Source organism: Pseudomonas moraviensis subsp. stanleyae (assembly GCF_036283065.1).
Classification (GTDB): domain Bacteria; phylum Pseudomonadota; class Gammaproteobacteria; order Pseudomonadales; family Pseudomonadaceae; genus Aquipseudomonas; species Aquipseudomonas stanleyae.
The window spans coordinates 34,709-49,767 of sequence record NZ_JAADJI010000018.1 but is presented as its reverse complement, the minus strand read 5'-3'; the positions used below and the strand labels follow the sequence as shown (position 1 = coordinate 49,767).

Below are 15,059 nucleotides of genomic sequence, written 5' to 3'. Positions count from 1 at the left end.
AGTTGGAAGCATGGATAACTACTCACTACCCAACTAGAAAACTTTAAGCACAAGAAATTATGATGATAAAGGAATAAAATAACGATGTTAATTTTAGATCCTAACGGACCAAAGCTAACCACATGCAAAACCTACAAAAACTTTTGACTCACAGCCAAAACCATCCAACCTTTCTATTTGCTTTATTCACACGAACTATTATAAACCTGCCTCAAAACATTGAGGCAAGATCTACAAAACTTTTATACGCCCTACTCTTCATATTTTTTATTAATTTCACTCTTAAGTTCTTCGACCTGAGGCTTAAACTTAAAATTCAAAAAATTATATCCCAAGCATGTACTGTTAAATTTGACTACCTCTTCTTCATTCACTCTTACCGAAAAGTCTACATCGTCAATTTCTCCCGGCTCGACATCGACCTTTTTTTGTCCCAAAGACTTGATACTCTCGACCTTAACATCCTTGTTTTCAATAGCTTTTCGGATGCGATCCTTTGTCGGGCCTACGTGTAGCTCGCTGTATTCTCCATGCCCATTTCGCAAAACAACCTCATACAAAATAGTTTTTTCAGCCATATGTTTTTCCTTTTCCTTTTCAAGCCAATTGACAACGTCCTAGCGCTGGACAGATGGACCCTACAATATTAACCCCCCAATTCGTCTTCTGACCTAGCTTCAGAACGAAAGGAAAGAGGCGTTCATCTCTACATGACAGTGGTGCGCCTGATACTTTATTGGCGAAACGCCTCTGCATCAAAGAAAATTTGTGGCCATGCCAAAATCTGGATAGCTGTAACCGAAGCTACGAAGGCTGGAGATCCGTGTTTTCCTCTGGCCGAGAGGTCCGACTACTTTGCAAGCACAGTCCATAGCTGCTCCAGCTTCGTCGTGTAGCTTCGGCTCATCATCCACCTACGCATTCCCCAGCTGGGGTGACGGGCACGCTGGCTGATCGGAGTGTCCCCCTGCCCCATCGCCCGTTGATCTGATCCAGTACTCCCATTAGCTTATTGGCGTCGGCAGGTTGAGAGGCGGCAAACAGGTCGTCGGTGTACTCCCCCTGTTGACAGAGATTAATCAACAGCACCTCAGCCTTGCTGTACTTGAACCCCGGTCGGAATACCCGGTCGAGCGCCTCAACCGCCGTTTTGGTCAACTGTCGCTGCTGATCGGCTACGACGCCCTGCGCAAGCTACACAAGGACACCCAGAACGCCGTACTGCTCTCCGACCTAGTCAAGGAGGCAGCATGAACTGGATCCTCACGCATACAGGCAAACGCTTCGACCTGTTCGAGCCGGACGTCGACATGATCAATCCGCGGGACATCGCTCACTCATTGGCTCACCTGTGCCGCTTCAACGGCCACACCCGCGAATTTTACAGCCCGGCCCAGCACAGTTGCTTGGTTGCAGATCTGGTGCCCGCCGAGCACAAGCTCGCCGCCCTCCTCCACGATGCCACCGAGGCGTACCTGGGCGACATGACCCGTCCACTCAAGGAGTGGATGCCTTATTACCGTGGCTTCGAGGACGTCATATGGGGCCGTTTTTGCGAGCGGTTTGGCTTGGAGATCGACCTCCCCGCAAGCGTGCACCAAGCCGACCTGATCGCCTTGACCACCGAACGGCGCGACCTGATACCGCCCGATCCGGACCCATGGGATTTCCTTGTCGGTATCGAACCCGCGCCCGAACGCATCCGGCCATGGTCACCCACCGAAGCCCAGCTCGCATACCACCAGCGCCTGATGGACCAACTCGCTATCGAACATCGGAGGAAAGCGGCATGAAGCAGGAACAGAACAGCACCCAAACCCAGTCCGCTTTGCTCCGCAGCGCCAGTTGGGTCGACGCGCCTGTGAACAACAGCCTCTGCTGCGCAGCAGCAGGCATTACTGCTTCTTCCCAAGCCACTGCCGAGGCACTTATACCCCACGAAAGGCTGCGCCGGGCAGCAGCACCTGAAGCCACGCTGATAGCTCAGCACCGCGCGCCCGCGCAGCCTGCCTTGGGGTATACGCACTTCGACACCGCCACGGAGTCGCCACCACAACTGTATCAAGTGGACAAGGTTCCTGAGGACAAAATGGCCGAGTTGGTCGGTACGACCCGCCGAGCACTGCAGGGCAAGCGCGCCAGAGGGATCATCCCTAAAGGCGTCTGAAACACCATCGACAACCGCATCTATTACAGCATCAGGAAATATGAGGCTTGGCTCGAAAGCCAATGGGATTGCCCACCGGAGTTGAATTTGTCGGCCAGTCCGTCAGGATTCGCTTCACCTGGAACGGGCAACGCCGTTGCGAAACCCTCTCCTATCCCCAGACACCGAAAGGCATTAAAGCGGCATCCGATCTACGCGCTAACGTAACCAGCCTGATCAGGCATGGCGTCCTCGACGATCAACGCTATGCCGAGCTGTTTCCCAACTCCACTTATGCCACCTACTCGGCAACTCCCCGATTCGGGGAGTATGCCCAGGAGTGGTTAAACAGTAGGGAGGTGGTAGCGGGCACCCGCAAGAACTATCAAGCGTCCCTGAGTCTATATTGGATGACTCACCTAGCCCTGCTAGCCGTCGACGGCATCACCTCGGTGCTGCTGCGCAAAATCGTAGCCAGCACTGAATGGAAATCGCCGGGCGTTAAGCGCTCGGCAATCCAGCGGCTGACTCCAGTGTTCAGCACCGCAGTTAAAGATAGGCTGATCAATCGCAACCCGGTCGAGTCCATTGAGCTTCCCGTGAAAGCGAAAAAGCCCATCGACCCCTTCACGGTGGCGGAAGCCAACGCCATCATCGAACACCTCTATAAGACGCTGACCCATTCGATGCGGATCTATGCGGCTTACTTCGAGTTCGCCTTCTATGCCGGCATGCGCCCTAGCGAGATAGCGGCCCTCCGGTGGGACGAGGTAGACAAGCAGAAACGCTTAGCCACCGTGTGTCGGATCGTCGCGGACTATAAGATTGAGGAGCGCACCAAAACCCGCAATGAACGGCAAGTGATGCTCAATAGCCGGGCCATGCACGCCATTGAGTTCGCCGAGCAAATTGCCGAACAACGTGCGAAACAGAGCCGTAGGAAGCAGCCGAAGTCGCCCTATATGTTCCCACCCACGAAGAACTTCAAGTTCATTCAGCAGTCCAGCGTCACCGACAAACACTTCCAGGCGGCACTGACCGAATTGGAGATTCGCGCCCGTCGGCAATACAACTGCCGACACACATAAGCTACCATGTGCCTCATGGCGGGTATGAACCCTGCGTTTATTGCCACTCAGCTCGGTCATAGCGTTCAGATGTTGCTATCGACATACGCCCGATGGATAAACTCCAGCACCGACTGGGGTGAGCTCGGGAAGCTTGAAAACAGCTTGATTGGTACAAAATTGGTACAGGCAGAAACAGTACCCCTCTGAAACCCTTATGGAATCAGCCCCTGTGACACTGGAACAGAATTACACCGCGATTCTCGGCCAATTGGGCGAGGACGTGTCCCGCGAGGGCCTGCTCGACACGCCAAAGCGTGCCGCCAAAGCCATGCAGTACCTCTGCCGCGGTTATGCACAGACGCTCGAAGAGGTCACCAACGGTGCCCTGTTCAGCTCCGACAACAGCGAAATGGTGCTGGTCAAGGACATCGAGCTGTATTCGTTGTGCGAACATCACCTGCTGCCGTTCATCGGCAAGGCGCATGTCGCCTATATTCCGAGCGGCAAGGTGCTGGGCCTGTCGAAAGTGGCGCGGATCGTCGATATGTACGCCCGTCGCCTGCAGATTCAGGAAAACCTCAGCCGCCAGATCGCCGATGCGGTGATGCAAGTCACCGGCGCGCTGGGCGTCGCTGTAGTGATCGAAGCCAAGCACATGTGCATGATGATGCGCGGCGTCGAAAAGCAGAATTCGTCGATGATCACCTCGGTGATGCTGGGTGAATTCCGCGAAAACGCAGCAACCCGTAGCGAATTCCTCAGCCTCATCAAGTAATTCGCAACAGAAAAGAGCCGGCGTTGATCGCCGGTTTTTTTTCGCCCGTGAAAAATCGGGTAAGCTGCGCGCCTTTCTTCATTCGTACCATGAGGCTTTCAACGTGTTCGTCAAAGCGCTTCGTGTCGGCCTCGGCCAACTGGTTATCTTCATCGATTTCATCACCCGCCCGGGCAAGAAAAAACGCCCCGCCGCTGCTCAGGCGCAAGTCGACGCGGCCGCGAAAGATCTGACACTTTATCAATTCCACGCCTGCCCGTTCTGCGTGAAAACCCGCCGCGCCCTGCATCGCTTGAACGTGCCGGTGGCGCTGAAAGACGCGAAGAACAACGAGCACGATCGCCAGACCCTGCTGGAACAGGGCGGCCGGATCAAGGTGCCTTGCCTGCGTATCGAAGAGAATGGGCAGACCACCTGGATGTATGAATCCAAGGTGATCGTTGATTATCTGGACAAGCGGTTTGCTGCAGTCTGACATTCATATCGGAATTTGACTGACGCCTTCGCGAGCAGGCTCGCTCCCACCCTTTGGAATACATTTCCACTGTGGGAGCGAGCCTGCTCGCGAAGAGGCCCTTCCAGACACAGCAAATCTCAGACAAAAAACCGGTCCTTGAGCCGTTTTATTTATATTCACGCCGCCCTCTCCATCTGCGCCCGCCGCACCACCGCCGCCAATCGCTTCAACCCTTCATCCAGCCGCGCCGGATCGATGTGGCTGAAATTCAAGCGCAAATGCCCATGATGCTCGTCCGGCTCGGGAAAGAACGGCTCACCGGGCATGAACGCCACATCATTGGCCAACGCCTCATTGAGCAAAGTCCGCGTATCCAGCGGTTGCTTCAACGTCAGCCAGAAAAACAGCCCGCCCTCGGGCATGTTCCACTCAGCCAGATCGGCAAAATGTCTTTCCAGCGCCAACTGAAATGCGTCGCGCCGCTGCCGATAGAAATCACGCAATTCGCTTAAATGCTGCTGATACTTTTCCGAGCCGATCCATTGCAGCGCCTGCCATTGACCGATGCGGTTGGTGTGCAGATCCGCCGATTGCTTGAGCTTGAGCAGGTGCGGAAACAGATCCGCACTGGCAATCAGATAACCGACCCGCAGACCCGGCAGCAAGGTTTTCGATACAGTGCCGGTATAGATCCAGCTGGCTTTTTTCAGGCGCGCGGCAATCGGCTTGGCACTGCCGCCATCGAAAGTCAGCTCGCGATACGGCTCGTCTTCGATCAGGGTGACGGCGAATTCATCGAGCAATGCGGCGACCGCAACGCGCTTGGCCTCGCTATAGCGCACGGCGGAAGGATTCTGGAACGTCGGGATCAGGTAGATAAACGCCGGGCGGTGCTGTTCCAGACGACTGCGCAGTTGCGCCAGATTGGGGCCATCGGCTTCCTGCAGTACGGTCAGGCAATCGGCGCCGAACAGCTGGAAGATCTGCAACGCCGCCAGATAGGTCGGCGCCTCCAACAGGATTTCTGTGCCTTTGTCGATGTACAGCTTGGCTGCCAGATCAAGGGTTTGCTGGGAGCCACTGACCACCAGCACCTGACTCGCCTGGCATTCAAGGCCCAGCGCCCTCGCCTCCGCCGCCAGCGCCTCGCGCAATGCCGGCTCGCCTTCGCTCATACCGTACTGGCCGAGCGATAACGGCATATCCGCCCATTCCACTTTCGGCAGCATCGCTTCAGCAGGCAAACCGCCGGCGAATGACATCACCTCTGGACGCTGAGCCGCGGCGAGGATTTCTCGGATCAAAGAACTTTTCAGGCGCGAGACACGTTCGGAAAAAGCCATGGAGGTCACCGTAGCGAGGGAGGCGAAAAATGAGTCAAACTGGTTGACTGAAACTACGACAGCTTGAGCGAGTACGTCAATATGCTTGACCTTAAAAACCCCAGCAGTCAGCAGCAGGCCATGGAAGCGTTCTTCTTCGGCTATCAGGCGTTCACTGCCAAGGCTGATGAAATGCTCGAGCGCCGCGGACTCTCGCGGGTGCATCAGCGCATCGTGTTTTTCATCGCGCGCTATCCGAACCTCAGCGTGAAGGAACTGCTGGCCCTGCTCGGCGTGAGCAAACAGGCACTGAACATGCCGCTGCGCCAGTTGCAGGAGATGCATCTGGTCGACAGCGTCGCTTCGCAGACGGACAAGCGTAAACGCCTGCTCGAGTTGACGGCGGAAGGTGCGAAGTTCGAGCAAGCGTTGCGCCGCGAGCAGGTGAAATTGCTCGAGCGAGTGTTTGCCGAGGCTGGCGAAGCGGCGGTGAATGGCTGGCTGGCGGTGAATCTGGCGTTGGGTGGCAGTCTGGCAACTCTTGAGTAACTCAACGGGCGCTTTCGCGAGCAGGCTCGCTCCCACATGGGAACGCATTACAAAGGTGGGAGCGAGCCTGCTCGCGAATGGCTTGATCGCCATATATCCCTATCAACAAAAAAATCGTCGACAAAACAAAAAACAATATTTGCTTTATTTGTACACAAAAGCATAATCCACTGCGTGCGAGTTCCTGACCGCATGGTCAACAAATTCGCGTATGCCTCAAAGGGCCGCTGCCACCCCTCATGGGTCCGGCCCTGGAAATAACAATAAAACTCTTGAGGAGTACTCGCTGTGGAAAGCCGCAAATCCGAAGCACCGCCGCTTGAGCTCACGCCGCCATTACGCAATGGCCTGCTGGAGCGTCTGTTCAAACTCAGCTTGCATGGCACCACGGTGAAGACCGAGCTGATCGCCGGTCTGACAACCTTCATCACCATGGCTTACATCATCTTCGTCAACCCGAACATCATGGCCGATGCCGGCATCGATCACGGTGCGGCCTTTGTCGCCACCTGTATCGCCGCGGCATTGGGCTGCCTGTTGATGGGCCTTTATGCCAACTGGCCGGTCGGCCTGGCACCGGGCATGGGCCTCAACGCGTTCTTCACCTACACCGTGGTCGGCACCATGGGCTACAACTGGGAAACCGCGCTCGGTGCGGTGTTTGTCTCGGGTGTGCTGTTCATGTTCCTGACCTTTTCGCGGATTCGCGAGTGGCTGCTCAACAGCATTCCGGTCAGCCTGCGTTTTGCGATGGGCGCCGGTGTCGGCCTGTTCCTCGGCCTGATCGGGCTGAAGACTGCCGGGATCGTTGTCGACAGCCCGGCGACGCTGATCAAACTCGGTTCCCTGCGCGAACCCGGCCCGCTGCTTGCGGCGATCTGCTTTCTGATGATCGCGATCCTCAGTTACCACCGCGTGTTCGGTGCGATCCTGATCAGCATCATCACTGTCACCCTCGCCGGCTGGGGCCTGGACCTGGTGCATTACGAGGGCATCATGTCCGCGCCGCCGAGCCTGGCGCCGACCTGGATGGCAATGAACGTCGCCGGCGTGTTCAACGTCAGCATGATCAGCGTGGTGCTCGCCTTCCTCTTCGTGCACATGTTCGACACCGCCGGCACGCTGATGGGCGTGGCCCAGCGCGCCAACCTCGTCGCGCCTGACGGTCGCATCGAGAACCTTTCGCGGGCGATGAAGGCCGACAGCGCATCCAGCGTATTCGGCGCCGTGGTTGGCGTGCCGCCAGTAACCAGCTATGTGGAAAGTGCCGCTGGCGTGGCCGCTGGAGGTCGGACTGGTCTTACCGCCGTCACTGTGGGTGTGTTATTTATAGCGGCAATGTTTTTCGCCCCGCTGGCTGGCATGATTCCCGCTTACGCCACCGCGGGTGCCTTGATCTACGTGGCGATGCTGATGATGGGCGGCATGGCCCACATCGAATGGGACGAAGCGACCGACGCGATTCCGGCGATCGTCACGGCGATCATGATGCCGCTGACTTTTTCGGTCGCCGACGGCATCGCGCTGGGCTTCATCACTTATGTGGCGCTGAAGGCCGGCACTGGCAAGTACAAGGAAATTTCCGTCAGCCTGTGGGTGCTCTGCGCGATCTTCATCGCCAAGTTCATCTTCCTGTAAGCGCTGCGCGGTCAAGGCTTCAAACCAGCCTCACCCTCACCGGTGGGGCTTTTGTACATCTCGATAACAACAAAGGAGCAAAACGATGAGTCTGGAAACCTGGCTGCTGTTCAGTGGTGCTGCACTGGTGGTGATCCTGATCCCGGGGCCGCTGTCGTTGCTGATGATCAGCAACAGTCTCAATTACGGTTTGCGCCGATCGTATCCCGCGTTTCTGGGCGGCGTGATTGCTTCGATCTGCCTGCTCAGCGCTTCGGCATTGGGACTTGGCGCTTTGTTGCTGGCCTCGGAGCAGTTATTCAGCGCATTGAAAATCGTCGGCGCGCTGTACCTGTTCTACCTCGCGTGGCAGAGCTGGCAGCAATCGCGTCAGCCTTCAGTGGCAGCCGAGGTGCCCCAAGCCGCACCGGTGCCACGCTTTCGCACGCTATTCGGGCGCGCTTTTGTGCTTGGCGCGAGCAATCCAAAAGACATCCTCTTCTTCGCCGCGTTTCTGCCGCAGTTCCTCAGCGCAGACCAACCTTTCCTGCCGCAACTGCTGATCATGATTGCGACCTGGGTAGTGCTCGATCTGTGCTGCAAACTGGCCTACGGCCTGGGAGCACACGGTGCCGCACGTTATCTGCGCAGCGGCAAAGGCCAGAGCTGGTTCAACCGGATCAGTGCCGGATTGTTTGGCGGGGCCGGCGCTGCGTCGTTGCTGGGCAGCCACTGAATAGCGCCGTTATTGAATATCCTGCCGGAATGGATCTCGGGCAGGATAATGTTGTTCTGGATCAATCAAGAGCAAGCAACATCCGATTCTTGATATGCAATAGATAGCAACAACCCACCGATATACAGTTCTCGAAAGGCCGACGTAATATCCGGGGCCTTGACAACAAAACAATTGCCGGAACAAGGAAGTTCTAATGGCCACACTGATACGCGAAGCAACAGCACAAACCGACCCTGCAATACATGCGGACGCGCAACCTGTTTCCGATACGGTCGTAGTCATGGATTTGCACTACGAATCCAATGAATACAAGCCCTCAACCATCGATCAGGGCCGAACTAATGATAAGTCGAGTCAGTTGCAAATGGCGGACGATGTATTCGGCCCTTTGGAAATTGGCGATATTTCCATCACTCGTACAGCGCTCGACGGATTAGGCGCTACCATTGACGGTCAGCCGTTGAACGGCAAGAACAGCTTCTTTCGCCAACCCAAACTCTCTTTTATCAACGGCCTGCAATTCGACGCCAATAAAGTTGAACATTATCTGAAAACCTCAACGGGCAGCGATAGCTACTTGTTACCCACGCTCCTGTTTGAAATGGCCAGTCAACGCCCGCTCACCGCCCCTCAGCTCTTGAGAGAGAATAATGTCAATGAAAAGGCATCCGGCAATTATCGCGACAAACTTGTAAAACTTTTCAGTGCCGCCCAAGCGCTCGATCTGCAACATGTGCATGTACCCAGACATCATCCCCGCTGGGCGGCATTGACCAAAAGCTACGCGACGCTGGGCTCCAGCCTGGGCATCCAGGGTTTCGGTATCTTCATGGGGATTCGCGGCGTAGTCGATGCGATCAAAGCCGATAACACTGCTGAAATAGCGATAAACAGCGCAGGCATTGCATCGGAGCTGGCGTCCATCGCGGCCGATGTCACGGTCAGCAAAATTGCCACGCAGATGCTCACCGCCGGGCAGAATGCCTACCGGGATTTCGCCAGAACCCGCTTTGCACTGAGACTGGGTCGGTCAGGAGGCCTGGTGGGCGGCGTGCTGACGCTCCCCTTCGACATCTACACCGCCGTCAGGTCCATGAATGCCGCTGAGAATGCCACCGGCAAAGAGGCTATGGATCATTACGTCAGCGCCGGCCTGAGCATTACCAGTGCAGCCATGACTGTCATCCTCGGCACTGCCGCGATGGCCGGGTTCTCCTTTGCGGGCCCTGTCGGACTTGCAGCCGGCGCAATTCTCGCCATTGGCTCACAGGTCTACGGTGCGGTTCGTATCGTTGACGATATAGATGATTACATCGAATTGACCGTCGATGAACGGTGGCGTAGCGGATGGTTTTCGTTCTGCATGATGGACGTTGATCAAAGCGTTCAAAACCGCTACATCAAAGCAAAGACGCTGCTGCAGCACTCCTTGCAGCTAAAAAAGACCGCGAGAAAACTGCTCGACGGTTCGCTGAAGGACAGCACCGAAGCCATCGTCAATGGCAAGTTTGACGTACGCCTGAAACCAGCCCGGGTCTGGAAGCGCAACTGGTGGACCAAACAGGACGCGTGGGAATCGGTCAATGTTCCGGAAGTGGTAGGCACCGACGACATCATTGATGCACGGGCAGGGGTTACAAAAGATACACCGGGCGCGGAGTTGGGGGTCGCCGCAGAGGGTAAAAACATTCTCTGGTTTATCAGCGAGGGTAACGATTCGATAAAAGGGGTAGAAAAAAAACCCAACAGCTTCTATTACAAATCAGGAAAGAAACAACTGTCGGGCGGGGAAGGAAATGATCAGTTCCTGTTTGAGAATGCAGCGACCTTCCTCGAAAAAGACAGCCATTTCGCAGATTACTCGACGCTCAGCGGCGGTGCAGGAAATGACACGCTGGTACTTGGCGGTAATTACTCCGCTCACAATACGAACAGAACTGGCTACGATATAGATTTGCTGGCTGGAACATTGCAGATCATCACTACCGATGTCGATGGCGAAAATAACAGGATATCCGTCCTGCACAGTTTGCTGGACAGTATTGAAAATATTGAAACAGTTCATCGCGCAGCGAGCGTAGTAACGGGGAACGCGCAAAACAACATCATCAAATCCCGCGGCAGCGACACCATTGAAGCTGGCGCCGGAGACGACCAGATATTCCTTTCCCACGAAAAGGCGAAAGCGTCGGGCGGCGCCGGTACGGATCAATATTACATTGCGCATGTAGCTGGTCGCTTTTCGATTGCCGATGATGGTGAACAGACGAGTTACATCATCATGAATTGGCGAAAGGATTTAATTGAATCATGGGAGATTGAGGGCAATGACCTGGTCATTCGCTCAGGCTTCGAATTTCATGACGTGCCCAAAAATCTGCTGACCATTCATGACGTCTACAAAGAAGACGAGCGCACGAGAAAGCTCAGCAACAAAAATCTGGTTTTCATAACCAGTGATGACTTCCAGTTCAGACTTGACCTGCCAGACACAATCGCGAATGGCCCGCCCCCAGCTCTATCCGAAATCTTCGTCAAACGCGGTCAGCCGGTAACCCCAATCATCATTTATGCGCCGGAATGCTGGATCCGGCACCAGAAGGAGGCGAGCTATTACATCCCGAGAACCGGCCAGGCCACCACTTTTTACGCAGTTTACCGGCCGGAAGTGATTACCCGGATATATCTGGATTTCAACAGTGATGAGCTGACAAAAGCCGAGGCGCATTTTTTCTCGGACAAACCCAAGTCGTATCGACTGACAGTCGGTTGCCATCTCGTCTATCACTTTGGCGAAAAGAGCATCAAGCTGAATTATTACGCCGCTGCCCGTAGCGAAGACGATAACGACAATATCACCAAGATCCTGCGCACAATGGCCGTTCGACCATTCAGCCGTTATGTGTTGATTTACAAGGACGGCGTGGTTGCAAATGCTGGGCTTGCAGCGGAAACCGACATCGCCCCTGCCTTTACCGATTTCACCGTATCGAGGGATTGGGTAACTCCTATGAACGTGCCACTCAAGGTTCGTTCGCGACGCTACATTTATGCCCTGCCTGAGAAAGCAGGTTACCCGATGGGCAGCAAGAGGATTTGCGCAACGCCCGCCCGACTGGCCGTGCAAACCACCATGGACAGCTACGAAGGACAAGGCTCGAGCTACCTCATTCATGTACTCCCCGACATGACAATCAAACTCGCGACCCCTGGCGCACTTGCCGATGCGCAAGTGCGGCTGCCGTATTCATCCACTTGGGAACTCGATGCCACGCAGCTTGGTGAGGTCGAAATAAAACTGCAAGACAACCGGCTCTCCGTCGGCACTACCACCTTTTATCTGCCGGCGTATGGAAGCGAGGATCTGATAGATCAAATCCGCGTGATTACTACATGCGGAGTTGTACACACGGTCGACCTGGTCTTTGATCGCGTTTATCTGGATGGGCTCGACGCACGTTTTTTTGAAGAGCCAGATGCTGCCAAAGCGCTCCCGCAGGCTCTTGCTGCAATGGCCAACGACGAAGTAAAGGTCTGGAACGCAGTCTGCATCAACGACGAAACCGCGCGCGTGGGCTACAACTTTGCCGCCTATGGCTGGGTATTGCGTGCCGATAAATCCCGCATCGAAAAGTCCGCGTTGAGAGTGGTGAATCGTTGCAACCACCAGACCAACATTTTTGGCCCCGTTTCTCTGATGAACGTGCCTCCCGCGTAATTCGCCGGTCAATCGACAATAACCCCATTTTTACGAGCGTTGCTGCAACGCGGCACTGCACGCGGCTGCGCGCTGTTTTCCCGAGGATTCCCCATGGCCAAATCACCGAAAAAAATTCCTGCAATCAAAACGCCCGATACGCCCGATGCTGCACATTCCGGATCACCGCCTCTCGTCATCCGTGCGGGTCTGGACATGCCTGACGCCCTGCTCCTGGGCATCGATTCATCGACGGTCAGCCAAGCGGCAAGCACATCGGCCGCAGCCAGTGCGGTATCCACAGTCACTGTCCATGCGTTGCCAGATGCAGCAGATAACTTCAGCGCCACTCGTAACGCAATCGCCTGGCCTCAGGAGCGTTTTCACGAACTGGTACCTGTGGCGCAGAACGATGGCTTGTTTACTGGACCGGATCAGCGAACCTACGCTCAAATCGCAGATGAGGGCCGCTTTGTCGTCGAGCAGGATGTGCAAGGCAACTATCACGTGCCTCTGACCTTCGCGCCAGGTGTGCCCGGCCTGCCCCTGACCCGAAGCGAGGGTCAGGCGATCTGGCAGATCCAGCGGCCCGCGCGGCCCTCCAACCGGCCAGCATCCGACCCTCCAGGCTTGCCCTCATACATCTCGCCGGCCGACGCCATCACGTTGACCAAGCCTGAACTGGCGACGGAGGGCCTGCGTTACAACAGACTCAGGCAGACCTTCGTAACCACGGTAGACGGCACGGTCATGGTGCGAAAAAACCAGGATGGCGAATATCAACAAGCGTTTGCCTCGACGAGCAATGCACCCGACGTTTTCTTCGAGCAAATCCCCGGTACTGTTTTCTGGCGACAAAAACCGCCCGGGGCGAAGCCATCCGAAACGCAGGCCGGGACCAGCCAGGCGGGCGAACAGACCGGCCAGACACCTGGCCCGAGCAAGCGCCCCCGACTTGCCGAGGCCGGAGAGACGCTGACCGCGTCGACCGCCAAGCCGCCCTCTGGCAACGACCAGACACCGTATTTCTGGCTCTCCTGGGGGCACCTGAACAAACCTGCGCACACCGAATCGGTACAGCTCGGCTGGCTGCATTATCCAATTGTGCCTGTTGGCTCGAATCCGGCACCGAAAGTGTATTTCGTATGTCATCCCGAGTTTTTCCCGAGCGGTTTCGACGCTTTCGAGAACATGCTGATAAACACTCCCGAGCAACAGCCGGTTGCGACGTTTCGAATCGGCAGTGATCCGGGCGAAGTCCATCCGGGCAAACGCTTTTTCGAAGAGCCGATTTCCACGTCCGTCACTCGCGCTTTCCCGGATTTTTCTGCCGCAACGGCGAGGGCCGTTGCCCGCAGGCTGTTCGAACTCGCCGATCATTCCCCGACGATTACCGGCACCGGTCTGGTCAACGTTCAGGCCGTTTTGCATCAATGGAAACAACTGCCGTTTTCCACAGCCCCTGATTTTGCCGACCCGCTGAATATGCTGGCTGTGGCGCCAGACATAGACCTGGGAGGCAAACGACTGATTCCGATGCCCTCCCAGACCGATAGCGAATTACAACGCCTGACCTTCGATCCGCAGCATTTCTCCTCCGCCTGGAATCATTACAAGACCTATCCTTCAGATCTCAATCTGCGGCGATTACTCGGTGCGTTGCTGGTTGGCTGTGGTTACGAGCTGTTTCCCCTGACTTATGAACACCGAATGCCGACGCTGGTATTCAAACGAGGCGGTCACGATCAAATCTTCTTTTTGAAGCTGGGAGCAATCAGTCAAGCCGGCCTGACTTACGTTCCGGGCAACGAACTGACGGAACCGAGCCTGCCCGCCAGAGTCGGTCAGCAAGCCTTTACGGCGCTGACCGATGCAGCGGCGCAGAACAAGGTGGTATGGCTGATCGGAGGCGTATTGAAAGCCGCGTCGACGCCAGATTCGGTATTCATTATCCGCGAACGTTGACATCCGCCCTCGCTGCGTTGGCAGACAGACCGCAAAACCAGCATAAAAAAAGCCCGCAGTGTGAGCGGGCGAAAGACCAAAGAAGCTATATGCGCAGTCGCTTCCCGGTGGGGGCAGCTGCTTGGGGGTCAGCTGCCCCGATAGGTGGAGTAGCTGTAAGGCGAAATCAGCAGGGGCACGTGGTAATGCTCCTGCTCGGCGCTGATGCCGAAACGCAGCACCACCACGTCGAGAAATGCCGGCTCGGGCAGTTGCACTCCACGGGCGCGGTAGTAATCGCCGGCATGGAACTGAACCTGATAAACGCCGCTGCGGTAGTCGTCGCCTTGCAGCAGCGGCGCATCGACCCGGCCATCGCTGTTGGTGAGCGCACTGGCGACCAGTTCCAGTTGCGAACCCTCGACGCGGTACAGCTCGACCTTGATCGAGCTGCCCGGGCAACCGTGTGCAGCGTCCAAAACGTGTGTTGTCAAACGTCCCATTGATTCTGCGCGCCTGGCCGCAACAAGCAGTCAGACTTCGCGCCTCCCGAAGTCAGTTGAAAGGAGACCGCACCGATTCGGAGCACGAAACGCTGCGGCGAGCGACCGATTAAGACACTTTTGAAAAAAATTGTACACAATAAAAACGACATTTTTCGCTTCACCCCCGCCATCCGGGCATTTCTCGCCAATCCACAAGCAGAGCCCCTCATCATTGAACCTTCTATTCATTAGCTGACT

The 15,059-nt window shown here is 55.9% G+C and carries 13 protein-coding genes and 2 pseudogenes; 11 read left to right on the top strand and 4 right to left on the bottom strand.

The features are described 5' to 3' along the window. Nucleotides 1–251 precede the first annotated feature (251 nt). Both GXB78_RS26855 and GXB78_RS28255 read right to left on the bottom strand, forming a co-directional pair. Nucleotides 252–578: a hypothetical protein gene (locus GXB78_RS26855; protein ID WP_329517691.1), complete on the bottom strand. Its 327-nt coding sequence runs from the start codon at nt 576–578 to the stop codon at nt 252–254. 272 nt (nt 579–850) lie between these two features. After that, a pseudogene (locus GXB78_RS28255) lies at nt 851–1,005 on the bottom strand (DUF4113 domain-containing protein). Nucleotides 1,006–1,065: 60 nt separating this feature from the next. Between GXB78_RS28255 and GXB78_RS28250 the strand changes: the two are divergent. The 6 genes and pseudogenes from GXB78_RS28250 to GXB78_RS26825 all read left to right on the top strand — a co-directional run bounded on the left by GXB78_RS28250 (nt 1,066) and on the right by GXB78_RS26825 (nt 4,466). Then, nucleotides 1,066–1,254 (top strand): hypothetical protein, encoded by a 189-nt coding sequence (locus GXB78_RS28250; RefSeq protein ID WP_408005161.1) that lies wholly within the window; start codon nt 1,066–1,068, stop codon nt 1,252–1,254. Next, entirely contained in the window at nt 1,251–1,793 is a 543-nt protein-coding gene (locus GXB78_RS26845) for a phosphohydrolase (protein ID WP_329517690.1), read from the top strand. The genes GXB78_RS28250 and GXB78_RS26845 overlap by 4 nt, the downstream gene beginning before the upstream one ends. Further along, entirely contained in the window at nt 1,790–2,167 is a 378-nt protein-coding gene (locus GXB78_RS26840) for a hypothetical protein (RefSeq protein ID WP_329517689.1), read from the top strand. Before GXB78_RS26845 ends, GXB78_RS26840 begins: the two co-directional genes overlap by 4 nt. Nucleotides 2,168–2,214: 47 nt before the next feature. Continuing rightward, nucleotides 2,215–3,423 (top strand): annotated as a pseudogene (locus GXB78_RS26835) (tyrosine-type recombinase/integrase). A gap of 22 nt (nt 3,424–3,445) precedes the next feature. Continuing rightward, nucleotides 3,446–3,991 carry a GTP cyclohydrolase I FolE gene (folE, locus tag GXB78_RS26830; RefSeq protein WP_064364569.1) on the top strand — a complete coding sequence of 182 codons (546 nt, stop codon included), beginning with the start codon at nt 3,446–3,448 and terminating at the stop codon, nt 3,989–3,991. A gap of 103 nt (nt 3,992–4,094) precedes the next feature. Next, nucleotides 4,095–4,466: a glutathione S-transferase N-terminal domain-containing protein gene (locus tag GXB78_RS26825; protein ID WP_329517688.1), complete on the top strand. Its 372-nt coding sequence runs from the start codon at nt 4,095–4,097 to the stop codon at nt 4,464–4,466. Between the two features lie 158 nt (nt 4,467–4,624). Here the strand turns inward: GXB78_RS26825 and GXB78_RS26820 are convergent, their stop codons facing one another. Further along, nucleotides 4,625–5,791 (bottom strand): aminotransferase-like domain-containing protein, encoded by a 1,167-nt coding sequence (locus tag GXB78_RS26820; RefSeq protein WP_329517687.1) that lies wholly within the window; start codon nt 5,789–5,791, stop codon nt 4,625–4,627. 81 nt (nt 5,792–5,872) lie between these two features. Here GXB78_RS26820 and GXB78_RS26815 point away from each other — a divergent pair, with 81 nt between their 5' ends. The 5 genes from GXB78_RS26815 to GXB78_RS26795 all read left to right on the top strand — a co-directional run bounded on the left by GXB78_RS26815 (nt 5,873) and on the right by GXB78_RS26795 (nt 14,337). Continuing rightward, complete coding sequence (locus GXB78_RS26815) at nt 5,873–6,319, top strand: MarR family winged helix-turn-helix transcriptional regulator (RefSeq protein WP_329517686.1); 447 nt, start codon at nt 5,873–5,875, stop codon at nt 6,317–6,319. Nucleotides 6,320–6,607: 288 nt separating this feature from the next. After that, a complete protein-coding gene (locus GXB78_RS26810) occupies nt 6,608–7,957 on the top strand; it encodes an NCS2 family permease (protein ID WP_329517685.1) in 1,350 nt (449 codons plus the stop codon). An 85-nt stretch (nt 7,958–8,042) separates the two neighbouring features. Beyond that, on the top strand, nt 8,043–8,672 hold the full coding sequence (locus GXB78_RS26805) for a LysE family translocator (RefSeq protein ID WP_329517684.1): 630 nt from the start codon (nt 8,043–8,045) through the stop codon (nt 8,670–8,672). Between the two features lie 196 nt (nt 8,673–8,868). Next, entirely contained in the window at nt 8,869–12,393 is a 3,525-nt protein-coding gene (locus tag GXB78_RS26800) for a calcium-binding protein (protein WP_329517683.1), read from the top strand. A 93-nt stretch (nt 12,394–12,486) separates the two neighbouring features. Then, complete coding sequence (locus GXB78_RS26795) at nt 12,487–14,337, top strand: hypothetical protein (protein WP_329517682.1); 1,851 nt, start codon at nt 12,487–12,489, stop codon at nt 14,335–14,337. 128 nt (nt 14,338–14,465) lie between these two features. Here the strand turns inward: GXB78_RS26795 and uraH are convergent, their stop codons facing one another. After that, on the bottom strand, nt 14,466–14,819 hold the full coding sequence (gene uraH / locus GXB78_RS26790; RefSeq protein WP_329517681.1) for a hydroxyisourate hydrolase: 354 nt from the start codon (nt 14,817–14,819) through the stop codon (nt 14,466–14,468). Nucleotides 14,820–15,059: the final 240 nt, after the last annotated feature.